This is a genomic window from Motilibacter peucedani (assembly GCF_003634695.1).
Classification (GTDB): domain Bacteria; phylum Actinomycetota; class Actinomycetes; order Motilibacterales; family Motilibacteraceae; genus Motilibacter; species Motilibacter peucedani.
Genome location: NZ_RBWV01000013.1, coordinates 1 through 22,665, shown reverse-complemented (window position 1 = coordinate 22,665; position 22,665 = coordinate 1). Strand labels below are relative to the sequence as shown.

General features: G+C 72.9%; 22 protein-coding genes. 11 read left to right on the top strand and 11 right to left on the bottom strand.

The features are described 5' to 3' along the window. Nucleotides 1–14: 14 nt before the first annotated feature. Nucleotides 15–2,111, top strand: a complete 2,097-nt coding sequence (locus tag CLV35_RS13160; RefSeq protein WP_121193971.1) for a S9 family peptidase — start codon at nucleotides 15–17, stop codon at nucleotides 2,109–2,111. Here the strand turns inward: CLV35_RS13160 and CLV35_RS13155 are convergent. The 9 genes from CLV35_RS13155 to CLV35_RS13115 all read right to left on the bottom strand — a co-directional run bounded on the left by CLV35_RS13155 (nucleotide 2,108) and on the right by CLV35_RS13115 (nucleotide 11,025). Next, entirely contained in the window at nucleotides 2,108–3,124 is a 1,017-nt protein-coding gene (locus CLV35_RS13155) for an ABC transporter ATP-binding protein (RefSeq protein ID WP_121193970.1), read from the bottom strand. The two genes, CLV35_RS13160 and CLV35_RS13155, sit on opposite strands and share 4 nt — an antisense overlap. After that, nucleotides 3,111–4,199: an ABC transporter ATP-binding protein gene (locus CLV35_RS13150; RefSeq protein ID WP_121193969.1), complete on the bottom strand. Its 1,089-nt coding sequence runs from the start codon at nucleotides 4,197–4,199 to the stop codon at nucleotides 3,111–3,113. Before CLV35_RS13150 ends, CLV35_RS13155 begins: the two co-directional genes overlap by 14 nt. Before the next feature lie 11 nt (nucleotides 4,200–4,210). After that, a complete protein-coding gene (locus CLV35_RS13145; RefSeq protein ID WP_121193968.1) occupies nucleotides 4,211–5,203 on the bottom strand; it encodes an ABC transporter permease in 993 nt (330 codons plus the stop codon). After that, the gene (locus CLV35_RS13140) at nucleotides 5,196–6,131 is read right to left on the bottom strand and encodes an ABC transporter permease (protein ID WP_121193967.1); all 936 of its coding nucleotides are present in this window, start codon (nucleotides 6,129–6,131) and stop codon (nucleotides 5,196–5,198) included. The genes CLV35_RS13145 and CLV35_RS13140 overlap by 8 nt, the downstream gene beginning before the upstream one ends. A 127-nt stretch (nucleotides 6,132–6,258) precedes the next feature. Continuing rightward, entirely contained in the window at nucleotides 6,259–7,944 is a 1,686-nt protein-coding gene (locus CLV35_RS13135; protein ID WP_121193966.1) for a peptide ABC transporter substrate-binding protein, read from the bottom strand. A 253-nt stretch (nucleotides 7,945–8,197) separates the two neighbouring features. Beyond that, nucleotides 8,198–9,472 (bottom strand): EamA family transporter, encoded by a 1,275-nt coding sequence (locus CLV35_RS13130; RefSeq protein ID WP_121193965.1) that lies wholly within the window; start codon nucleotides 9,470–9,472, stop codon nucleotides 8,198–8,200. Next, the gene (locus CLV35_RS13125) at nucleotides 9,469–9,873 is read right to left on the bottom strand and encodes a DUF3037 domain-containing protein (protein ID WP_121193964.1); all 405 of its coding nucleotides are present in this window, start codon (nucleotides 9,871–9,873) and stop codon (nucleotides 9,469–9,471) included. Before CLV35_RS13125 ends, CLV35_RS13130 begins: the two co-directional genes overlap by 4 nt. Beyond that, nucleotides 9,857–10,645, bottom strand: coding sequence for a HipA family kinase (locus CLV35_RS13120; protein WP_231121785.1), 789 nt, complete (start codon nucleotides 10,643–10,645; stop codon nucleotides 9,857–9,859). Before CLV35_RS13120 ends, CLV35_RS13125 begins: the two co-directional genes overlap by 17 nt. A gap of 62 nt (nucleotides 10,646–10,707) precedes the next feature. After that, nucleotides 10,708–11,025: a hypothetical protein gene (locus tag CLV35_RS13115; RefSeq protein WP_121193962.1), complete on the bottom strand. Its 318-nt coding sequence runs from the start codon at nucleotides 11,023–11,025 to the stop codon at nucleotides 10,708–10,710. Between the two features lie 99 nt (nucleotides 11,026–11,124). On the opposite strand from CLV35_RS13115, the gene CLV35_RS13110 reads away from it, so the two are divergent. From CLV35_RS13110 to CLV35_RS13100, 3 genes are all read left to right on the top strand, one after another. Then, complete coding sequence (locus CLV35_RS13110; protein ID WP_231121784.1) at nucleotides 11,125–12,243, top strand: glycoside hydrolase family 88 protein; 1,119 nt, start codon at nucleotides 11,125–11,127, stop codon at nucleotides 12,241–12,243. Nucleotides 12,244–12,344: 101 nt separating this feature from the next. Then, nucleotides 12,345–14,126, top strand: a complete 1,782-nt coding sequence (locus tag CLV35_RS13105) for a bifunctional metallophosphatase/5'-nucleotidase (protein ID WP_121193960.1) — start codon at nucleotides 12,345–12,347, stop codon at nucleotides 14,124–14,126. Between the two features lie 123 nt (nucleotides 14,127–14,249). Continuing rightward, nucleotides 14,250–14,669 (top strand): DUF7715 family protein, encoded by a 420-nt coding sequence (locus CLV35_RS13100; RefSeq protein WP_121193959.1) that lies wholly within the window; start codon nucleotides 14,250–14,252, stop codon nucleotides 14,667–14,669. On the opposite strand, the gene ychF is transcribed toward CLV35_RS13100, so the two are convergent. Further along, nucleotides 14,659–15,732 carry a redox-regulated ATPase YchF gene (gene ychF / locus CLV35_RS13095; RefSeq protein WP_121193958.1) on the bottom strand — a complete coding sequence of 358 codons (1,074 nt, stop codon included), beginning with the start codon at nucleotides 15,730–15,732 and terminating at the stop codon, nucleotides 14,659–14,661. The two genes, CLV35_RS13100 and ychF, sit on opposite strands and share 11 nt — an antisense overlap. Before the next feature lie 183 nt (nucleotides 15,733–15,915). On the opposite strand from ychF, the gene CLV35_RS13090 reads away from it, so the two are divergent. Both CLV35_RS13090 and CLV35_RS13085 read left to right on the top strand, forming a co-directional pair. Next, nucleotides 15,916–17,097: a DNA recombination protein RmuC gene (locus CLV35_RS13090; protein WP_231121783.1), complete on the top strand. Its 1,182-nt coding sequence runs from the start codon at nucleotides 15,916–15,918 to the stop codon at nucleotides 17,095–17,097. A gap of 70 nt (nucleotides 17,098–17,167) precedes the next feature. Continuing rightward, nucleotides 17,168–17,791, top strand: a complete 624-nt coding sequence (locus CLV35_RS13085) for a DUF6542 domain-containing protein (RefSeq protein WP_147431964.1) — start codon at nucleotides 17,168–17,170, stop codon at nucleotides 17,789–17,791. Here CLV35_RS13085 and CLV35_RS13080 read toward each other — a convergent pair. Beyond that, nucleotides 17,763–18,764: a 4-hydroxy-3-methylbut-2-enyl diphosphate reductase gene (locus CLV35_RS13080; RefSeq protein WP_231121782.1), complete on the bottom strand. Its 1,002-nt coding sequence runs from the start codon at nucleotides 18,762–18,764 to the stop codon at nucleotides 17,763–17,765. The genes CLV35_RS13085 and CLV35_RS13080 overlap by 29 nt on opposite strands. A gap of 46 nt (nucleotides 18,765–18,810) precedes the next feature. On the opposite strand from CLV35_RS13080, the gene xseA reads away from it, so the two are divergent. The 5 genes from xseA (at nucleotide 18,811) to CLV35_RS13055 (ending at nucleotide 22,569) form a co-directional block, all read left to right on the top strand. Next, a complete protein-coding gene (xseA, locus tag CLV35_RS13075) occupies nucleotides 18,811–20,106 on the top strand; it encodes an exodeoxyribonuclease VII large subunit (RefSeq protein WP_407938210.1) in 1,296 nt (431 codons plus the stop codon). Between the two features lie 29 nt (nucleotides 20,107–20,135). Further along, entirely contained in the window at nucleotides 20,136–21,602 is a 1,467-nt protein-coding gene (locus CLV35_RS13070) for an MFS transporter (protein ID WP_231121781.1), read from the top strand. 80 nt (nucleotides 21,603–21,682) lie between these two features. Then, a complete protein-coding gene (locus CLV35_RS13065) occupies nucleotides 21,683–21,901 on the top strand; it encodes a hypothetical protein (RefSeq protein ID WP_147431963.1) in 219 nt (72 codons plus the stop codon). Between the two features lie 58 nt (nucleotides 21,902–21,959). After that, the gene (locus CLV35_RS13060) at nucleotides 21,960–22,316 is read left to right on the top strand and encodes a hypothetical protein (RefSeq protein ID WP_121193954.1); all 357 of its coding nucleotides are present in this window, start codon (nucleotides 21,960–21,962) and stop codon (nucleotides 22,314–22,316) included. Nucleotides 22,317–22,338: 22 nt separating this feature from the next. After that, nucleotides 22,339–22,569 (top strand): exodeoxyribonuclease VII small subunit, encoded by a 231-nt coding sequence (locus tag CLV35_RS13055; protein WP_121193953.1) that lies wholly within the window; start codon nucleotides 22,339–22,341, stop codon nucleotides 22,567–22,569. Nucleotides 22,570–22,665: the final 96 nt, after the last annotated feature.

The following is a 22,665-nucleotide window of genomic DNA, read 5'->3' as shown; positions in this document are numbered from 1 at the left end:
GTTGGATGCTGTGCATGAGCGACGTCGACTCCTTCCCGCGCCTCTCGGCCCGCACCCAGCGCTTCCGGCTCGGCGCCCCGCGCGACCTGACGGTGTCGGAGGACGGCACGCGCGTCGCCTTCGTGCGCTCGGGCGGGCCGACCGACCGCGTCGGGCGGCTGTGGACCCTCGACGTCGCCACCGGCGCCGAGACCCTCGTCGTCGACCCCGCGGCGCTGCTCGGCGGCGACGAGGAGGACCTCCCGCCGGAGGAACGGGCGCGGCGCGAGCGGCTGCGCGAGGGCGCGGGCGGCGTGACGGCGTACGCGGTGTCGCGCTCCGGCTCCACGGCCGCGCTCGCGCTCGGCGGCCGGGTCGTCGTCGCCGACCTCGAGGACGGCACCGCCGCCCTCGTCGAGTGCCCGGGACCCGCGATCGACCCGCGCCCCTCCCCCGACGGCTCCCTCGTCTCCTACGTCGTGGGCGGCGCCCTCCACGTCGTCGACCCGGCGACGGGTGCCGACCGCGTGCTCGCCGAGCCCGACGGCGACGACGTGACCTGGGGGCTGGCCGACTTCGTCGCCGCCGAGGAGATGCACCGCTACCGCGGCGCCTGGTGGTCGCCGGCCTCGGACGCCGTGCTCGCCGCCCGGGTCGACGAGTCGCCCGTGCAGAGCTGGTGGATCGCCGACCCGGCGCGCCCGGGCACCGAGCCGCACCGCGTGCGCTACCCCGCGGCCGGCACGCCCAACGCCCTCGTCGGGCTCGAGCTGCTCCGGCTCGACGGCACGCGCACCGAGGTCGCCTGGGACGCCGGGGCGTTCCCCTACCTCGCCGCCGTGACCTGGACCCTCCACGAGCCGGTGCTGCTCGTGCAGTCGCGCGACCAGCGGCGCACCCAGACCCTGGCCGTCGACCCGGCGACCGGCGCGACGCGACTGCTGCGCGAGGACTCCGACGAGCACTGGGTCGAGCTCGTGCCCGGCACGCCGGCCCAGCTCCCCGACGGCCGGCTCGTGCACACCCTCGACGACGGCGACACCCGCCGCCTGGCGGTCGAGGGCCGGCCGGTCACGCCGCTCGGGCTGCAGGTCGAGTCCGTCGCCCAGGCCGACGAGCAGGGCGTGCTGTTCCGCGCGACGGAGGACGCGGTGCACGTCGCCGTGTGGAAGTGGGACGCCGCCTCGGGAGCCGTCGCGCCGCTGAGCCCGCGCACCGGGCTGCACGGCGCCCGGCGCAGCGGCGGGACGACGGTGCTGAGCTCGATGGGCCTCGAGGAGGCGGGCACCCGGGTCACCGTCACCGCGACGGGCGGCACGGGCGTACCCGTCTCGTCGCTGGCGGCCGAGCCGCCGTTCGCCGCCGCACCCGTCGCGCTGCTGCGCGCCGGCGAGCACCAGCTGCGCACCGCGGTGGTCCTCCCGCGCGACCGCGACCGCTTCCCGGGCCGGTTGCCCGTGGTGATGGACCCCTACGGCGGCCCGGGGCACCGCGAGGTGGCCGGCGCGCAGGCCGCGTGGCTCGAGCCGCAGTGGCTCGCCGACCAGGGCTTCGCCGTCGTCGTGGCCGACGGCCGGGGCACGCCCGGGCGCGGGCCCCGCTTCGAGCGCGAGATCGCCGGCGGGCGCTGGGCGCAGACCGTGCTCGACGACCAGGTGGCCGCGCTCGAGGCGGCGGCCGAGGCCCACCCCGACGACCTCGACGCCTCGCGCGTCGGGATCAGGGGCTGGTCGTTCGGCGGCTACCTCGCCGCGCTCGCGGTGCTGCGCCGGCCCGACGTCTTCGCGGCCGCGGTGGCTGGTGCGCCGGTCACCGACTGGAGCCTCTACGACACCCACTACACCGAGCGCTACCTCGGCACGCCCGAGGAGCACCCGGACTGGTACGCGGCGAACAGCCTGCTCGACGACGCCGGCGCGCTCACCCGGCCGCTGCTGCTGGTGCACGGCCTGTCGGACGACAACGTCGTGGTCGCTCACACGCTGCGGCTCTCCTCAGCGCTGCTCGCCGCCGGACGCGCCCACACGGTGCTGCCGCTCTCCGGCGTCACGCACATGACGCCGCAGGAGGTCGTGGCCGAGAACCTCACGCTGCTGCAGGTGGAGTTCCTGCAGCAGCACCTGGCCCACTAGCCGGCGAGCTGCTCGGCGCTCTTCTCCTCGGCGAAGTGGCACGCGCTGGGGTGCGGGTGCGCCGCGCGGTCGACGAGCGGCGGCGGCACCTCGGCGCAGACGTCCTGCGCCTTCCAGCAGCGGGTGCGGAACCGGCAGCCCGAGGGCGGGTTCGCCGGGCTCGGCACGTCGCCCTGGAGCAGGATCCGCTCGCGCGAGTTGCGCTTGGTGGGGTCTGGCACCGGCACCGCGGAGAGCAGCGCCTGGGTGTACGGGTGGGTGGGGTGCTCGTAGATCGCCTCGTCGGTGCCGATCTCGACCACCGAGCCGAGGTACATCACCATCACGCGGTCGGAGATGTGGCGGACCACCGACAGGTCGTGGGCGATGAACACGTAGGAGAGGTCGAGCTCCTTCTGCAGGTCCTCGAGCAGGTTCATGACCTGCGCCTGGACCGACACGTCGAGCGCCGACACCGGCTCGTCGCAGATGATCACGTCGGGGCGCATGGCGAGCCCCCGGGCGATGCCGATGCGCTGGCGCTGGCCGCCCGAGAACTGGTGCGGGTAGCGGTTGATGTGCTCGGGGTTGAGCCCGACCATCTCGAGCAGCTCCTGCACCCGGCGGCGGCGGTCGCCCTTGGGGGCGACCTCCTTGTGCACCTCGAACGGCTCGCCGACGATGTCGCCGACCGTCATGCGGGGGTTGAGCGAGGAGTACGGGTCCTGCATGACCATCTGGATGCTGCGGCGCATCTCGCGGAACTCGCGACCGCGCAGCTTGAAGATGTCCTTGCCGCGCCACTTGACCGAGCCGGAGGTCGGCTTCTCGAGCGACATCAGCAGCTTGGCCAGCGTCGACTTGCCGCAGCCGGACTCGCCGACGACGCCGAGCGCCTCGCCCTTGTTGAGGTCGAAGCTGACGCCGTCGACCGCGCGCACGGCGCCGATCTGGCGCTTGAGCAGCACGCCCTGGGTGAGCGGGAAGTGCTTGACGAGGTCGCGGACCTCGAGGACCGGCTCAGTCGATGGCATGCGAGCCACCCTCCTTGTGCATCGCGAACTCGGCCTGCGACTCGGCGCGCACGTCCTCCCAGAAGTGGCAGGCGGCACCGGTGCCGGGGCCGATCTGGTAGAGCGGCGGGCGCTCGGTCGTGCAGACCGGCTCCTGCTTGTAGGGGCAGCGCGGGTGGAACGGGCACCCCGAGGGGATGCGCATGAGGTTCGGCGGCAGGCCCTCGACGGCACGCAGCCGCTGGTTCTTCTCGTCCACGCGCGGCACCGACTCGAGCAGGCCCTTGGTGTAGGGGTGCGCCGGCCGGCTGTAGATGTCGAAGACCGACGCCTCCTCCACGATGCGCCCGGCGTACATCACCGCGATCCGGTCCGCGACGTCGGCGACCACGCCGAGGTCGTGGGTGATGAGGATCATGCCCATGTTGCGCTCGCGCTGGAGCTCTCCGAGCAGGTCCATGATCTGGGCCTGCACGGTCACGTCGAGCGCCGTGGTCGGCTCGTCGGCGATGAGCACCTCGGGGTTGAGGGCGATGGCCATAGCGATCATGATGCGCTGGCGCATGCCGCCCGAGAACTGGTGCGGGTAGTCGCCCACGCGCTGGCGGGCCGCGGGGATGCGCACGGCGTCCATCGCGTCGATCGCCTTCGCGCGGGCCGCCCGCTTGGACAGCCCCTCGTGCACCCGGAACATCTCGCCGATCTGGTCGCCCACCGGGAAAACCGGGTTGAGCGCCGAGAGGGCGTCCTGGAACACCATGGCGATGCGCCGCCCGCGGTAGGTGCGGCGCTCGCGCTCGGGCATCCTGAGCAGGTTGCGGCCCTTGAAGCGGACCTCGCCCTTGGGGATGAAGGCGGGCGGGGTGTCGAGGATGCCCATGATCGCCTGGGCGGTCACGCTCTTGCCGGACCCGGACTCGCCGAGCACGGCCAGCGTCTTGCCGGCCTCGACGGTGTAGCTCACGCCGTTGACGGCGCGGGCCACGCCCTCGCGGGTGCGGAACTCGACGTGCAGGTCCTCGAGCTCGAGCAGCGGGGCGCCGGGGTCCTCGGCTGCCGTCTTGTCGTCGGAGCTCGCGAGGTAGGAGGTGGTCATCGTGCCTTCCGTCAGCGCAGTTTCGGGTCGAGCGCCTCGCGGACGGCGTCGCCGAGCAGGATGAAGCTGAGCACCGCGACCGTCAGGGTCGCCGAGGGCCAGAGCAGCGCGTGCTCGCCACCGATGAAGTGGCTCGACGCGTCGGAGATCTGCAGGCCCCACGACGTGGTCGGCGGCTGGACGCCGATGCCCAGGAACGAGAACGTCGCCTCGCTCGCCACGACGGCGCCGAGACCGACCGTCGAGACGACGATCAGGGGCGCCAGCGAGTTCGGCAGGATGTGCTTGAGCAGGATGCGGGGGGTGCGCGCGCCGACCGCCCGCGCCGCGACCACGAAGTCGGCGTCGCGGATCGAGATGACCGACGAGCGGGCGATGCGCGCGATGCCGACCCAGCCGAGCACCGTCAGCGCCAGCACGACGCCCTGGATGCCCGGGCGCTGCACCAGCGTGAGGATGACCAGGCCGCCCAGCACGTAGGGCAGGCCGAAGAAGATGTCGATGATGCGCGAGATCACGCCGTCGACCCAGCCGCCGTAGTAGCCGGCCACGATGCCGAGCGTGCCGCCGATGATCGTCGACAGGATCGTGACGATGAAGCCGACCGAGATCGAGGCGCGCGCGCCGTACGCGGTCAGCGACCACACGTCGCAGCCCTGGAAGTCGTAGCCCATGGGGTGCCCGCCGGAGGCCCCGCGCAGCGAGTTGCTCAGGTCGCACTCCCACGAGCCGTCGAGCGCGTAGGGGTTGTGCGAGGTGAACAGCCCGGGGAACACCGCCATGACGAGGAACACCGCGATCATGGTCAGCGAGATCCAGAACGTGACGCTGCGGCGCAGCTCGCGCCAGGCGTCGCCCCAGAGGCTGCCGTGGCGCTCGGCCACGGGCTGGCCCTGGCCCACGTCGCCGCCCGGGGTGCCCAGGGTCGTGGTGCCCTGCACCGCGCCCGGCGTGACGACGGCGCTGCCGTCCGAGCCGATCGCGTGCCTGTCGATGTCAGTCATAGCGGATCCTCGGGTCCAGCACCGCGTACATCAGGTCGATGACGAGGTTCAGGAAGGCGTAGATGAGCACGAGCAGGGTCACGATGCCCACGATCACCGGGGCGTCGGCGGCGCGAACGGACTGGGCCATCTGCTGCCCGACCCCCGGCAGGTTGAACACGGTCTCGGTGACGACCGCGGTGCCCATGATCGAGGACAGGTCCGCCCCGATCTGGGTGATGATCGGGATCATCGTGTTGCGCAGCGTGTGCACGGTGATGATGCGCCGTCGCGGCACGCCCTTGGCGACCGCCGTGCGCACGTAGTCCGAGCGCAGGTTCTCGATCAGCGTCGTGCGCGTGAGCCGGGAGAGCACCGCCAGGCCCAGCAGCGAGACGCAGAAGCCCGGCAGGATGAACGCCTCGGGGAACCCGTCGCGGATGCCGGACACCGGCAGGTGGAAGAACCCGCGCCACTTCACGCCCACGAGCAGCTGCAGGACGAAGCAGATGACGAAGGAGGGGATCGAGACCAGCACCAGCGTGGTGATCAGCACCGTGCGGTCGAAGAGCCCGTTGCGCTTGAGCCCGGCGATGATGCCGACCCCGAGCCCGATGGCCGCCTCGAAGAGGATGCCGACCAGGCCCAGCTTCAGCGAGACGGGGTACTCCTCCTTGAGGAGGTCGGTCACCGGGCGCTGGTTGCGGGTCTCGCCGAAGTCGCCGCTGGCCAGCTTGCCGACGTACTTGCCGTACTGGACGACGAGCGGGTCGTCGAGGTTGTACTTGTGGCGCAGGTAGAGCACCCGCGCGGGGTCAGGCTTCTTCTCGCCCGAGATGCGCTGGACCTTGTCACCGGGCAGCGCGTAGACCATGGCGAAGATCAGCAGCGTGGTGCCGAAGAGCACCGGGATGATCTGCAAGAGCCGACGGGCTGTGTAGCGCCCCATCGGCCACCTCCTCGTTGAGCGGGCCGCCGGAGCGACCCCTGACCGGACGCCTCCGAGAAGACGACTGCACCCACGGACGCGGCTCGGGGGCGGACAAGACTCGCCTGTCCGCCCCCGAGCCGGGCGCCTACTTGACCGTCAGGGCGAACTTGTCGACCTTCTGGTACGGGTCGACGCGGACGTTCGCGACCTTGCTGGTGTCGAAGCCGACCTGGCTCGCACCGAAGAACATCGGGGCGATCGGGGCGTCCTTGGCCAGGATGTCGCCGGCGTCCTGCCAGTCCTTGATGGCGGCGTCGTCGCTGGTCTCCTGCGTGCCCTTGTTGACGAGCGCGTCGAAGGCGGGGTTGTTGTAGCCGTAGTAGTTGCTCGAGCCCTTGGAGCTGTAGAGCGGGCCGAGGTAGTCCTGCGCGGACGGGTAGTCCATGATCCAGCCGAGGCGGAAGGCGCCGAACGAGGCCTTGGTCTTCTTGGCCTTGTCCAGGTTGTTCAGCAGCGTGGCGAAGTCAGGGGCGGGCTTGCCCACGCAGCCGACGCCGAGCGACTTCTTGACGAAGTTGCAGGACGCGTCGATCCACTCCTTGTGGCCACCGTCGGCGTTGTAGGTCAGCGTGACCGAGGTCGGCTTGTTCTTGGCCGCCGCCCAGTACTGCTTGGCCTTCGCCGGGTCGTAGGTGCACAGCTCGCCGCAGGCGCCCTGGCGGTAGCCGGGGATGACCGGGGCGACGAAGTCGTCGGCCGGGACGCGGGTGCCCTGGAAGACCGTCTTGCCGATGGTCGCACGGTCGATCGACATCGAGATCGCCTTGCGGACGTTGATGTCCTGGTACATCGGGTCGAAGGTCGGGAACCCGAGGAAGGCGTAGTAGGAGGACGGGTCCTCCTGGTAGCCGTCGCCCAGGTCGCTCTTGGCGCGGGTCAGGTCGCTCGGCGGGATCTGGGTCAGGATGTCCAGGCTGCCCGCGGTGAGGTCGTTGTAGGCCGTCTCCGCCGCCTTGTACATCTTGTAGTCGATCTCGGCGACGTGCGGCTTGGTGGCGCCGGCGTACTGGTCGTAGCGGACGACCTTGATGAGCTGGTTGTGCACCCACGAGCCGCTCATCTTGAACGGGCCGTTGCCGATCGGCGCCTCCTGGAACTTCTTCTCACCCTCGGTGAAGAAGGCCTGGGGCAGCGGGTAGAACGCGGTGTAGCCGAGAGCGGTCTTGAAGACGTTGCTGGGCTTGACCAGCGTGACCGTGAACTCGGTGTCGCTGACGACCTTGAGCCCGGACATCTCCTTGGCCTTGGGCGTCGCGCCCTCCTTGGCCGGCTGGAGGTCGTCGTAGCCCTGGATGCCGACGGCGTCAGGGCCGAAGAAGTAGGCGTTCAGCGCGCCGTTGGGGCCGTAGGCCGCCCAGTTCCACGCGTCGACGAACGACTTCGCGGTCACCGGGGTGCCGTCGTGGAAGGTCCAGCCCGGCTTGATCTTGATGTCCCACGTCTTGTTGTCCGTGGACTCGATCGAGTCGGCGAGGTCGGTGAGGACCGCCTTGTTGTCCTGGTCGTACTTGACCAGACCGGTGAAGAGCGCGTCCAGGACCTCGGAGCCGTTGGTCTCGTTGACCTGGCCCGGGCTGAGGAACTGCGGCTCGCTCAGGTTGATGGAGACGACACCGCCGTCCTTCGCCGGAGCGGCAGCCGTGCTGCCGCTGGTGCCGCTCGACGCAGACGCAGAGCCGCCCTTGTCCCCGCTGCTGCCACCGCACGCGGTCAGGGCGAGCGCGAGGGCGACTGCCCCTGCGCCCCAGCGGCCGAGTACTCGACTCTCCATGAACTGTCCTCTCGCTCCCCGGGGAGTGTTCGCCATGTCAGCGACCCGACTCCGGCGTGTGGTCGGATGGACCACCACGCATTCGCCCAGCATCGTGTGGCTAGGCGCCGGTTTGGCGGCCTAGCGCTGAAACATTACCTGACCTCGTGTTAATTGACGTGCGCGTCGATGTTCCAATGAGGTAACGCCGCCGGACGCCTCGGGGTGAGGGAACGGTCCATCTCCTCAGGTATAACACGCCCGCGGCGCGTGATCACCACCCGCTGCCCGAGCGCGCAGCGCGGCGCTGCCCCAGCTCGCGGACGGCCGGCAGGTCGGCGTCGAGCCAGGGCACCTGCGCCCACTCCCCGGCGGGCAGCCAGCGCAGCTCGTCGTGGTCCTGCAGCGGCGTCGGCTCGCCGTCCAGGAGCTCGGCGGTCCACACGCGGAGCACCCGGCCGCCGGGCAGCGGCCGGTCGCCGCCCACCTGCTCACTGACGCGCACGACCACCCCCAGCTCCTCGCCCAGCTCGCGCACGAGCGCGTCGGCCTCGTGCTCGCCCGGCTCGACCTTGCCGCCGGGCAGCTCCCAGCGGCCGGCCAGCTCGGGCGGTGCGCTGCGCCGCGCGGCCAGCAGCGCCCCGTCGCGCAGCACGGCCGCGGCGACCACGACCGCTGGAGCGGCCTCGGGGACGGGGCCGCGGCCGCGCGAGGTGGACAGCACCGAGCCGAGGATGACCAGGGGGAACCCGAGCGCGATGCCCAGGGTGAACGGCTCGTCGAGCAGCACGACGCCGAGCACGAGCGCGACGGCCGGGTTGACGTAGGTGAACACCGGCGCCCGGGCGGGGCCGACCTCGGCGATCAGCCGGAAGAAGACGACGAACGCGACCGCCGTGCAGACGACCCCGAGGCCGGCGATCGCGGCGATCGCGTCGCCCGGCACTCCCCCGGAACCCTCGACGACGGCGAACGGGAGGTAGAGGAGCCCCGTCACCAGGAGGCTGGCCGTGATGACGGCCATCGCCGGCACGTCGCGCAGCCGGCGGCTGATGATGACCGGCCCGGCTGCGTAGCCGATCGCGGTCGCGACCGTCTCGACGACCGCCAGCGGCTCCACCGAGCCGATGTCGATGCCGACCAGCGCGGCCACCCCGACGACCCCGACGGCCAGCCCGACCAGGCGACGGCCCTCGAGGCGCTCGTGCCCGAGCGTGGTGACCATGACCGCCGCTGCGAGCGGGGTCATCGCGATGAGCAGGGCCGCCAGCGAGCTCGACAGCTGCGACTCGGCGTGGGTGAGGAACAGCCACGGGCCGGCCATCTCGATCGCGGCGAAGAGCAGCAGCGGGGGCACGTGGCCCCGCAGCGCGCGGAACTGGCCGCCACGCAGTGCGAAGGGCAGCAGCAGCAGGGCGCCGAGCAGCGTGCGGCCCGCCACGACGACGAAGGGCGAGACGCCGTCGTCGACCGCCACCTTGATGAGGAGGTAGGGCACGCCCCACAGCACGCTCATGGCGGCGAACAGCACCCAGCCGCGGCGCGTCACGAGGGCGACCCGGCGGCAGGAGGGCAGCGCACGAGCGAGCTGACCAGCCGGTCGAGCTCGGCGGCGGGCTCGGCCGCGACACCGGTGTGGACCGGCGAGGCCTGCACCATGGTCGAGCGGGGCGCCACCAGCCAGCGGAAGCGCTCGCCGGGCGGCCGGGAGCCGCTCGCGCCGGTCGAGGCGTCTCCCCGGCACAGCGCCTCGACCGCGACGAGGTGCTCCCGCACGGCGGTCAGGTCGGTGCTCGGGCACAGGGCGAGCGCGCGCGCCTCGTCGAGCTCGACCGCGGCGACCAGCACCTCGGCCGACTGGCTGTAGACGACGGCGCCCACGTTGACGAACTCCCCCCGCTCGACCCGAGGCACCAGGCGCAGGAGCACCCACTCATACGCGTGCCGCACGGCGCTCCTCCACGTCGGGCAGCCACGCTGCGCTGCTGGCCACGCGCTCGAGCAGCACGTCGCGGTAGCGGGCGCGCAGCTCGTCGGGACCCGGCGTCCCCGGCTCGCCCGCGAGCCAGGCGTCGGGCACCAGGGCGGTGACCTCGTCGAGCAGTGCCGCGTCGACCTGCGGCGCCAGCTCGGCGTGGGCGTCGGCCAGCGGGCCCGCCAGACCGGCGAACACGTGGTCGGCGGCCACGGCGTACGTGCGCGTGCCGGCGCCCGACGCCCGGGACCAGTCGTGGTGGAAGTAGAGCGCGGCCCCGTGGTCGATCAGCCAGGGCTTGCCGTGCCAGCGCAGGACGTTGGGGTTGCGCCAGCTGCGGTCGACGTTGAGCGTCAGCGCGTCGAGCCAGAGCACCCGCGCGGCGTAGGCCGGGTCGACCAGGTGGCCGTCGGCCGCCGGGTCGAGCGTCAGCGACCCGGGCAGGTAGTCCATGCCGAGGTTGCGGCCGGCCGAGGCGCGCAGGAGGTCCTGCACCTCCTCGTCGGGCTCGGCCGGCGCGAAGGCGGGGTCGAGCTCGACCTCGACGAGGTCGGGCACCGCGAGCCGGAGCCGGCGCGCGAGCTCGCCGACGACCACCTCGGCGACCAGCGCCTTCGGTCCCTGTCCCGCCCCGCGGAACTTCACGACGTAGGTGCCGAGGTCGTCGGCCTCGACCAGCCCCGGCAGGCTGCCGCCCTCGCGCAGGGGGAGCAGGTAGCGGGTCGCGGTCACGGTCGGCAGCGGCACGTCGGACACCGTACGGGGTGGGTCCGACAGGGTCGCCGCCCTCTTCCTCCGGGTGGGAGGAGTCAGAGGGTGCCGAGCAGGCGGGCGCGCGCCGACGCACGCTCGTCGGAGGTGATGAGCCCGCGCAACTCCATCGACTCGAGCTCGGCGAGCCGCCCCTCGAGGGAGTCCGGAGGGCCGCCTCGCAGGTAGCGGAGGGCCACCTGCGACTGCAGCGTGAAGGGGCTGACGCCGGCGCGGCGCAGGACCCGCACGTTGCGGACGAGGCTCACCACGAGCAGCGCGCCGACCGCGAGGACGACGACCACCGCCAGCGTGAACAGCAGCGAGAAGCCGACGGAGAGCCCGTCGTAGGGGCCGAGCGCCGCGACCGTGGACATCTGCGAAGCGTAGGTCGGCTGCGCCGGCAGGGCCAGGTCGGCGGCGTAGGGTCGTCCGTCCGGGGGACGGCGCGGCGGCGGGAGCGGATGGTGCGAGGCGTGTCACGGCGTACCGTCCTGCGCTCCGGTGCCGCGCTGGCCGCGGCGCCGCTCGTCGGCCGCGTCCGGCCGGCCGCGGTGCCGGCGGTGCTCCCGAGCCGGCGCTCGGTCCTCGCCGCGGTGCGGCTCGTCAACGACGCGTGGCTGGCCGCCCACCCGCGCCCTGGGGACAACCGCTGGGCGCACGCGACCTACGTCGACGGCTGCCTGGCGGCGTACGCAGTGACCCGCGAGCGCCGCTACCTCGCCTACGCCGAGCGCTGGGCGGAGGCCGCCGACTACCGGCTGCACGGCGGGCCGCGCACCCGCGACGCCGACGACATGTGCGCCGGGCAGGCCTACTACGCGCTGCACACGCTGGCGCCCGACCCGGCGAAGCTGGCCTCGGTCGACTCCGCCGTGCTGCGGATGGCGCACCGCTCGGGACCCGGCTCCGACGACGACTGGTGGTGGGTCGACGCCCTGCACATGGCGATGCCGGTGTTCTGCCGGGTGGCCCGGCACACGGGTGACCCGACCGTGCTGCCGGCGATGTGGCGGCTCTACTCCGACGCGAAGCACCGCCGCGGGCTCTACGACCGGTCCTCGGAGCTGTGGTTCCGCGACGGCCGCTTCGTGCCGCCGGCCGGCCTCCGCTCCCCGCACGGCGCTCCGGTGTTCTGGTCGCGCGGCAACGGCTGGGCGTTCGCGGCCCACGCCAAGACGCTCTCGATCCTGCCCGGGCACTCGCCGCACCGGCGCGAGTACCTCAACAACCTGCAGGCGCTGGCCCGCTCGACCGCGCGCACCCAGCGCGCCGACGGCTTCTGGGGCGTCGACCTCGCCGACCCTGACGACCACCCCGGGCCGGAGACGAGCGGCACCGCGCTGTTCGTGCACAGCCTGGCCCACGGCGTACGCGCCGGCCTCCTCGACCGCGCGACCTGCCTGCCCGTCGCGGTGCGGGCCTGGAACGCGATGGTTGCCACTGCGGTCCACTCCGACGGGTTCCTCGGCTACGTGCAGGGCGTCGGCGACAGCCCGTCGTCGAGCCAGCCGGTCACCCGCGACACCACCGCCGACTTCGCCGTGGGCGCCTTCCTGCGCGCCGGCAGCGCGCTGGCGCGGCTCGCGCGCTGAGCCACCGCGTAGCCGTCGTTCTCAGGGCAACCGGGACTACCGCGACAGGGGTGGCGGTACTACCGTGCCTGCTCCGACCCGCACGACCCGCTGGAGCGTCCATGCGTCACCTCTCGTCTCGACGGCTCGCCGTCACCTCGGCGCTAGGGGTGGCCGCGCTGGGAGCGGCGCTCGCCGCACCGGCGGCCTCGGCGCAGCAGAACCCCGCGAGCATCACCGTCACGGTGATGGGCACCTCGGACCTGCACGGCCACGTCTACAACTGGGACTACTTCAAGGACGCGGAGTACGACGACGCCGCGCACAACGACGTCGGCCTCGCGAAGATCTCGACGCTGGTGAACGATGTCCGAGCCCAGCGGGGCAGGGACCGCACTCTGCTGTTCGACTCCGGCGACACGATCCAAGGCACACCGCTGTCCTACTACTACGCCAAGGTCGAGCCGATCACCGAGACCGGCGCGACGCATCCCATGGCCGCGGCGATGAACGTCATCGGCTACGACGCCATCACGCTCGGGAACCACGAGTACAACTACGGGCTGAAGATGCTCGGCAAGTGGTCTCGCCAGGTTCACGCGCCCGTGCTCGCGGCCAACGCGATCGACGTGAGGACCGGCAAGCCGGCCTACCGCCCGTGGGTCATGAAGAAGGTGAAGGTGCCCGGCCACAAGCCGGTCAAGTTCGGCGTGCTGGGCCTGACGAACCCCGGCATCGCCATCTGGGACAAGGCCAACGTGCAGGGCAAGCAGCGGTTCGACGACCTCGTGGCCACGGCGAAGAAGTACGTGCCGATGATGAAGGCCGAGGGGGCCGACGTCGTCGTGGTGACGGCGCACTCGGGCGACAGCGGCCTCTCGTCCTACGGCACGGACCTGCCCGTCGAGAACGCCTCCGCGCTCATCGCGCAGCAGGTGCCCGACGTCGACGCGGTGCTGGTCGGCCACGCGCACAAGGACATCCCGGAGGAGTTCGTCACGAACCCCACGACCGGCAAGAAGGTCCTGCTGGCCGAGCCGGCGCTGTGGGGCGAGCGCCTGACGGTCATGGACTTCGGCCTGCGGACGAAGGGGTCGGGCTGGGAGGTCGTCAGCAAGCACTCGCAGAACCTCAACAGCAACACGGTGCCCGCCGACCCGGCGGTGCTGGCGGCGACCGCGACCGCGCACGCCAAGACGGTCGCCTACGTCAACCAGCCGGTCGCCACGTCCACCGAGGAGCTGTCGGGCGCGCGCTCGCGCCTCGAGGACACGCCCATCGTCGACTTCATCCAGAAGGTCCAGACCGACACGGTGACGAAGGCGCTGGCAGGCACGCAGTACGCGTCGCTGCCGGTGCTCTCGGTCGCTGCGCCGTTCTCCCGCGAGGCGCTGTTCCCCGCGGGGCAGGTGCGCATCAAGGACGTCGCGGGCCTCTACATCTACGACAACACCCTCGAAGCCGTGACGATGAACGGCGCGCAGGTGAAGGACTACCTCGAGTACTCCGCGAAGTACTTCAAGCAGGTCGCGCCGGGCGCGCCGATCGACGAGCAGGACCTGACCGACAACGGCCAGCCCGACTACAACTACGACATGCTCTCGGGAGTCGCCTACGACATCGACATCTCGAAGCCGGTCGGCTCGCGCATCGTCGGGCTCTCGCACCCCGACGGCTCGCCGGTCACCGCGGCCGACCAGTTCGTCGTCGCGGTCAACAACTACCGGCGCTCCGGCGGCGGCGGCTTCCCGGCCGTCTCGACCGCGCCCGTGGTCTACAACCAGCAGGCCGACATCCGCCAGATGCTCATCGACTACGCGACCGCCACCGGCTCGATCGACCCGGCCGACTTCGCGGTCGTCAACTGGCGGCTGGTGCGCGAGGGCGTGCCGGTCTTCCCGTAGTCCCTGCTGCCGGACGTCTGCGGCGCGGGTCGGGGTCGCCCCCGGCTCGCGCCGCCGTCGTTGTCAGACCCCTCTCCTAGGTTCCCGTCCTGTCGGGACTGAGCTCGGAGAAGGGGACGGCGGATGAGGCTGGCAGTGGCGACCACGCGCGGGCAGGGCGAGCGGCCCGGGGACTTCAGCCACACGGTCGACGGCGAGCTGGTGATGCTCGGCCTGGTGTGCGCGACCGACACCCGCAACCCCGACAGCGGGGGCTGCGGCTGCGGGCGCGCGTTCTCCGGCTTCGCCTCGCACCGGGCGACCACGACCGCCGAGATCCGCGAGCTCGACATCTCCGACGAGGACCTCGTGATCGCCGTCCGCGCCGCCCTCGAGGCGCACGGCTGGCTCAGGTGGCTGCCCGACGACGAGTGCGAGCAGATGGTCTGCGCGGTGGTGGGCCAGCTGCTCGAGGTCGGGCGCGCCTTCCCCGTCGGCACGCTGGTCGGCCGGCGCCTCGACGACCTGGTCGTGCGCGGGCTGCCGGAGGAGGTCACACGTTGAAGCGGAACTCCACCACGTCGCCGTCGGCCATCACGTAGTCCTTGCCCTCCATGCGCACGCGCCCGCGCGACTTGGCCTCGGCCATGGAGCCCGCGTCCACCAGGTCGTCGTAGGACACGATCTCGGCCTTGATGAAGCCGCGCTGGAAGTCGGTGTGGATGACGCCCGCCGCCTCGGGCGCGGTCGCGCCCTTGGGGATCGTCCACGCGCGGGCCTCCTTCGGCCCGGCGGTGAGGTACGTCTGCAGCCCGAGCGTCTCGAACCCGACCCGGGCGAGCAGGTCGAGGCCCGACTCCTCCTGGCCGGTCGACTGCAGCAGCTCGAGCGCCTCGTCTGGCGGGAGCTCCGAGAGCTCGGCCTCGAGCTTCGCGTCGAGGAAGACCGCCTCGGCCGGCGCGACGAGCGCGCTCAGGCGGGCCTTGAGCTCGTCGTCGGCGAGCTCGTCGTCGTCGAGGTTGAAGACGTAGAGGAACGGCTTGGCCGTCAGCAGGTGCAGCTCGCGCAGCGGCTCCCGGTCGACGCCGCTGGCGAAGATGGTGGTGCCCTCGTTGAGGATGTCGCGCGCCTTCTCGACCGCGGCGACCGTGGCCGCCCGGTCCTTCTGCATGCGCGCCTCCTTCACGAGGCGCGGGAGGGCGTTCTCGATCGTCTGCAGGTCGGCGAGGATCAGCTCGGTGTTGATCGTCTCGATGTCGGACGCCGGCTCGACCTTGCCGTCGACGTGCACGACGTCGGGGTCGGTGAACGCGCGGATCACCTGGCAGATCGCGTCGGCCTCGCGAATGTTGGCGAGGAACTTGTTGCCCAGCCCCTGGCCCTCGCTCGCCCCGCGCACGATGCCGGCGATGTCGACGAAGGTCACCGTCGCCGGGATCGTCTTGGCCGAGCTGAACAGCTCTGCCAGCCTGTCGAGCCGCTTGTCCGGCACGCCGACGATGCCCACGTTGGGCTCGATCGTCGCGAACGGGTAGTTGGCAGCGAGCACGTTGTTGCGGGTGAGCGCGTTGAAGAGCGTCGACTTGCCGACGTTGGGCAGACCGACGATCCCGATGGTGAGAGCCACGCGCGCAGTCTACGGGCGGGGGCCGCACCCACCCTCCGCCGATGTTGATCGCCCAGGCCGATCAACCTCGTGCCGGGCCGAGTCAATTGCATGGGTCTCGCACGAGGTTGATCGGCTAGCGCGATCAACGTCGGGCACTGCGCAGCGCGACTGTGTCAGTGGGGGGGCGGCATGCTGCGGGGCATGGATGTCGGAGGAGTGCTGCTGCTCGTGCTGGGCGTGCTGCTGGGGCTGGGCGCGGGGGTCGGGCTCGGCGTCTGGGTCAGCTCGACGCGCGGGCTGACGGCCCAGGCGCTGGAGGCGCGCGACCGGCACCTGGTCGAGCTGGCCGACGCGCGCTTCCGGGCCGCGGGCGCCGAGGCGTCGGGCGAGCTCGACCGGCGCCAGCGGGCCGTCGGCGACCTCGTGCTGCCCGTCCACGAGGCGCTCGGCCGCATGGAGGCGCACCTGCGGGCGCTCGAGACCTCGCGCGCCGCGGCGCACGCGGGCCTGCTGGAGCAGGTACGCGGTGTCCAGGCCGCGTCGGAGCAGCTGCGCACCGAGACGGCTGCGCTCACGGGCGCCCTGCGCTCGCCCAACGCCCGCGGCCGCTGGGGCGAGATGCAGCTGCGCCGCGTGGTGGAGGTCGCCGGCATGCTGGCGCACTGCGACTTCGACGAGCAGGTGGTCCTCGCCACCCGCGACGGCTCCCTGCGTCCCGACCTGGTCGTGCGGCTGGCCGGCGGGCGCTCGGTGGCCGTCGACGCGAAGGTGCCGCTCACCGCGTACCTCGAGGCCGTCGAGCGGACCGACCCCGCCGGGCGCGAGGAGCGCGTGCGCTCGCACGCGCGAGCCCTGCGCGCCCACGTCGACACCCTCGCCCGACGTGAGTACTGGTCGGCGCTCCAGCCCGGCCCCGAGCTCGTCGTGCTGTTCGTTCCCGGCGAGGCCTTCCTCGCCCCGGCGCTCGAGGTCGACCCGGTGCTGCTCGACGACGCGATGGGCAAGGGCGTCCTGCTCGCCACGCCGACCACGCTGCTGACGCTGCTGCGCACGATCGCCTACGGCTGGCAGCAGGAGTCGCTGGCCGAGGGCGCCCGTGAGGTCGTGGCCGCCGGGCGCGAGCTGCACCGGCGGCTCGGGCGGCTCGGCTCGCACCTCGACAAGCTGGGCCGCTCGCTGACCCGCTCGGTGACCGACTTCAACTCCACCGTCGGCTCGTTCGAGCGGTCGGTGGCGCCTGCGACGCGCCGGCTGTCCGAGCTCGGGCTCGCGGGCTCGGGAGCGGCCGCGGAGCCGGCCGCCCTCGACGTCGCCCCGCGGCCCGTCACGGTCGACCTGCCGACCGATCGTCCCGCGCGCGAGCTCGACGAGGGGGCCGCCTAACCTCGGCGGGAGCGGGCACCCGCGGCGTGGCAGCACCGCGACGGACCCGGTCAACCTCTACGGTCGCGGGGTGCCTGTGTTCCCCAACCGACCCGGTACGGGCCTGCCCGCCACCGGTGCCACCCTGGTGCTGTCCGTGCTCTGCTTCGCCGGAGCCCTGGCCGACATCGGGGTGAGGGGCCACCTGGGCACGTGCTTCTCCGTCGCCTACGTCGCCGGCTGCGCCCTGCTCGGTGCCCGTCTCGTGCGGCGCGACCTCGCCGCGGCGCTCATCGTCCCGCCGCTGGTGTTCGTCACTGTCGCGTTCGTGGCGCTGCAGCTCATCACCCGCGGCGAGGGTGCACGCAGCTTCCTGGTCAACGAGGTCATGGGCCTCGGCGGCGCGCTCGCCTCGGGCGCTCCGGTGCTGCTGCTCGGCCTCGCTGTCGCCGCAGCCCTGGCGGGCTTCCGCGTCGCGGTCGCCCGGGCGCACCGCACTCCGCCGCGCCCGGCGGCAGGGCGCGCGCTCCGCCCGCCGGCCCAGCGCGCGAGCGAGCCGACCAGCCGAGTGGCCCGCCCCGTGCCCGCCGTCGACCTCACCAAGCACCGGCCGACCGAGCACCGGCCGACCGAGCACCGGCCGACCGAGCACCGGCCGACCCTCAGCGAGCAGGAGCCTCCGGTGCTCAGCCCTGAGCCTGCTGGGCGGCCTTGAGGTCCTTGCGCAGCTCGACGGGCAGCGCGAACAGCAGGGTCTCCTCGGCCGAGACGACCTCCTCGACGTCGGCGTAGCCGCGCTCGGCGAGCCAGGCGACGACGTCGCGGACCAGCACCTCGGGCACCGAGGCGCCGCTGGTCACGCCGACCGTGCTGACGCCGGCGAGCCACGCCTCGTCGAGCTCGCCCGCGCCGTCGACCAGGTGGGAGGCGCGGGCGCCCGACTCGAGCGCGACCTCCACCAGGCGTACGGAGTTCGAGCTGTTGCGCGAGCCGACCACGACCACGAGCTCGCACTGCGCCGCGATCTCCTTGACCGCGACCTGGCGGTTCTGGGTGGCGTAGCAGATGTCGTCGCTGGGCGGGTCCATGAGCAGGGGCAGCTTGGTGCGCAGCCGGCGGACCGTCTCGAGCGTCTCGTCGACCGAGAGCGTCGTCTGCGAGAGCCAGGCGACGCGCGAGGGGTCGCGGACCACGAGGTCGTCGACCGCGTCAGGACCGTCGACGAGGGTGATGTGGGCCGGCGCCTCGCCGGTGGTGCCGACGACCTCCTCGTGGCCCTCGTGGCCGATGAGCAGGATGTCGTAGTCGTCGGCGGCGAACCGGCGCGCCTCGAGGTGCACCTTGGTGACCAGCGGGCAGGTCGCGTCGATGGCGCGCAGCCCGCGGGCCCGCGCCTCCTCGTGCACCGTAGGCGCGACGCCGTGGGCAGAGAAGACCACCGTGGCGCCCTCGGGCACCTCCTCGGTCTCCTCGACGAAGACGGCGCCCTTGGCCTCGAGGGACTGCACGACATAGGTGTTGTGCACGATCTGCTTGCGCACGTAGACCGGCGCGCCGTAGAGCTCGAGCGCCTTCTCGACGGTGACCACCGCGCGGTCGACGCCGGCGCAGTAGCCGCGCGGCGCCGCCAGCAGGACCCGCTTGGTCAGCGGCGGCGCGGCGGTCGGCTCCGTGGCGGCTGCAGTCATGGCTCCATGGTAGGTGCGCGGAGGCGCCCCCGCGCCTCCCGCGACCATGGCCTGCACCACCCTGCGGGCGCCTCCGCATAGCCTGCTGGGCGTGCCGCCCGACTCCAGCGCCGAGGCCCCGTGGCCGGTCCGCCGCGTCAGCCAGGGGCTGAGCCAGTGGATCGGGCGCATGGGCTGGGTGTGGGTCGAGGGCCAGCTCACCCAGTGCGTGCGCCGGCCCGGCACCCGCACCGCCTTCCTCACCTTGCGCGACACCGCCGCCGACATGTCGCTGCAGGTCACGTGCCCGGTCGACCTGCTCGACTCGGTCAGCCCGCCGCTGCGCGAGGGCGCCCAGGTGGTGGTCCACGCCCGCCCCAGCTTCTGGCCCGCGCGCGGCAGCCTGAGCCTGGCCGCCGACGACCTGCGCCCGGTCGGGATCGGCGCGCTGCTCGCCCGGCTCGAGGAGCTCAAGCGCGTGCTGGCCGCCGAGGGGCTCTTCGACCCGCGCCGCAAGAAGCCGCTGCCGTTCCTCCCCCACTCGGTCGGCCTGGTCTGCGGCCGCGCGAGCGCCGCCGAGCGCGACGTCGTCGAGAACGCCCGCCGCCGCTGGCCGGCCGTGCAGTTCGAGGTCCGCGAGGTCGCGGTGCAGGGCCCCAGCGCGGTTCCCGAGGTCGTCGAGGCCCTGCGGGCGCTCGACCGCGACCGCAGCGTCGACGTCATCGTGCTCGCCCGCGGCGGCGGGGCGGTCGAGGACCTACTCGCCTTCAGCAACGAGGCGCTGGTCCGCGCAGTCGCCGAGTGCCTCACCCCGGTCGTGAGCGCCATCGGCCACGAGGTCGACAGCCCGCTCGTGGACCTCGCCGCAGACGTACGCGCCTCGACCCCCACCGACGCCGCGAAGCTCGTCGTCCCCGACCTCGCCGAGGAGGTCGCCCGCCTGGCCGCGCTGCGGCAGCGGGCGTCGGCGGCGGTCGCCGGGCGGGTCGCGCGCGAGCAGGCCCAGCTCGACGCGCTGCGCTCCCGCCCGCTCCTGGCCGACCCGCACCGCCTGGTCGAGGGCCACGAGCAGGCGCTGGCCGACCTGCGCACCCGGACGAAGCGCTCGCTGCTCCACCGGCTCGACCGCGCGCAGGACGAGATCGCCCACGCGCTCGCCCGCACCCAGGCCCTGAGCCCGCTCGCCACCCTGGAGCGCGGGTACGCCGTGGTGCAGCGCCGCGACGACGGCGCGGTCGTGCGCGACCCGGCCGACGCCGTACCCGGCACCTCGCTCCGCATCCGCGTCGCGGCGGGCGAGCTGGGCGCGGAGGTCGCCGACGTCACAGCACCGCGCACGGGCGGAACCGCTTCCGAGGTGTGAACTGCCGCTCCGTGGGAGACCGTGGAGCAGTGACCGACGTGCAGCAGACCCCCCGCAGCGACCAGGGCGAGGACCAGCTCGACCCCAAGAGGTGGCGCGCGCTCGCCGTCTGCCTGGTGGCCGCGTTCATGACCCTGCTGGACGTCAGCATCGTCAACGTCGCGCTGCCCTCGATCCAGAAGGGCCTGCACGCAGGGCCGAGCGCCGTCCAGTGGGTGCTCTCCGGCTACGCGGTGGCCTTCGGCCTGCTGCTCGTGCCGGCAGGGCGCATCGGCGACGCGATCGGCCGGCGCACGGTCTTCATGATCGGCGTCACGGTCTTCACCATCGCGAGCGTGGTCTGCGGCATCGCGCCGAACTCCGCCTCGCTGGCGGTCGCCCGTCTCGTGCAGGGCGCCGGCGCCGGCATCATCATCCCGCAGAACGCCGGGGTCATCCAGCAGCTGTTCCGGGGCAAGGAGCGCGGCCAGGCGTTCGGCCTGCTCGGCACGGTGATCGGGCTCTCCACCGCGATCGGCCCGCTGGCCGGCGGCCTGCTCATCCAGGCCTTCGGCGAGACCAACGGCTGGCGCTGGATCTTCTTCATCAACCTGCCCATCGGGCTGCTGGTGCTGCCCTTCGCGCGCCGCTTGCTGCCCGGTCGGCAGAAGGAGGGCAAGCACGAGTCGCTCGACCCGGTGGGCGTGGCGCTGCTCGCGCTCTCGGTGGTCCTCGTGCTGCTCCCGCTGGTCGAGGAGCGCGAGTGGAAGGGCGCCCTGAAGTGGCTGCTCATCCCGGCAGGGCTGCTGGTGGCCGTCGGGTTCGTGCTGTGGGAGCGCCGCTACGCCCGCAGCGGGCGGATGCCGGTCGTCGACCTCTCGCTCTTCACCGTGCGCTCCTACGCCATGGGCAACGCCATTGGCTCCGTCTACTTCGCCGGGTTCACCGGCATCTTCTTCGTCTACACCCTGTTCCTGCAGCAGGGTCGCGGCTACACGGCCCTCGAGGCCGGTCTCGCCTCGCTGCCGTTCGCCGTCGGCTCCGGCGTCTCGAGCGGCATCGGCGGCCGCTACGTCGCGACGGTCGGTCGCAAGCTCGTGGTCGCCGGCCTGGTGCTGGTCGTCATCGGGCTGGCCGCCACCGACCTGGTCATCGAGCAGGTCACCGGCAAGGGCATCGGCTGGGCGCTGGCGCTTCCGTTCCTGGTCGCGGGCATCGGCGGCGGGCTGGTCATCGCGCCCAACACCTCCATCTCGCTGTCGGAGGTGCCGCCGGCGGTCAGCGGCGCGGCCTCCGGCGTGCTCCAGACCGGGCAGCGGGTCGGCACGGCGCTGGGCATCGCGGTCGTCGGCTCGGTCTTCTTCAGCCGGCTCGCGGCCACCCAGGGCAAGGACTGGGCCAGCGCGCTCGAGCACGGGCTGCTCGTCTCGACCGCGTTCGTGGCGCTCGCGCTCGTGCTCGGCATCGTCGACCTGGTGGCCAAGGGCGCCCACCACGGCCGGCACGAGGCGGCCTGAGCCCGGACCCGCACCCGGACTCCCCTCCGACGCTTCACCCGGCACCCCGAACGGCCGAGGAGCAGAGCAGAGTCCGCTGAGTGAGGGGAGGCCTCGTGCCGCTGACCGGAGTGTCCCGGGGCTACGCGTCGTTCGCCGCGCCGCCGCCGCCGAAGGCGCCGACCACGGACGGCACGGGCAGCGGGTCGGGCGGCGCACGCGTCGCCGCCCCCCAGCCGGAGGCACCCGCCGCCGTCGCGGCCGAAGCCCCCGCCCCGGCCCTGCCGGCGGCGCGTGCGCGGGTCGACCTCTACCTCTGAGCCGCGCGTGGCGCACTATGGACGTGCGACGACGCAGCCGAGCAGGGAAGGAGCTCCGATGCCGGAGCACGAGGAGCAGACACCGGACGCCACGCCCGAGCGACGGGCGGCAGTGGTGGCCCACCCGGTGCCGCTCGAGCGCGCCGCGCCGGAGCCGGGCATCGTCCTGCGCGCCGCGGCCCGGCTCGGGACCCGCGCCCGCGCCATCGCCTCGAACCCCATCGCGGTCGCCTCGGCCTCGGCGGCGGCCACGGTCGGCACCGGGCTCGCGCTGAGCGCGGCCAAGTCGGCGGTCACGCGCACGCTGGTCGCTCGCTCTGCACCCCCGCCGACGGCGAGCCTGCACGTCCACGTGGTGCACCACGTCGTCCACCACGTCGTCCACGTCGCCGCCCTGCCCCCGGGCCGCGACTGACGGGCCGCCTATCCTCGGCGCTGTGGCAGACCCCGCCGAGAGCGCAGCGACCGACGAGCCCGCCGGCTACGAGCAGGCCCGCGACGAGCTGCTCGACGTCGTCCGGCGCCTCGAGGCCGGCGGCACCACCCTCGAGGAGGCGCTGGCGCTCTGGGAGCGCGGCGAGAAGCTCGCCGCGGTCTGCCAGCAGTGGCTCGACGGCGCCCGCCGCCGCCTCGACGCGGCGGCTCCGGAGCCTCCGTCGGCCGGCTAGGTGTACTGATCAGGCACGTTGGTCGAGGTCGTGTGACGACACGATCTGATTGATCTTGATGTGGGAGGACCTCCCGGCGTGGAGTGGAGCTGCTGA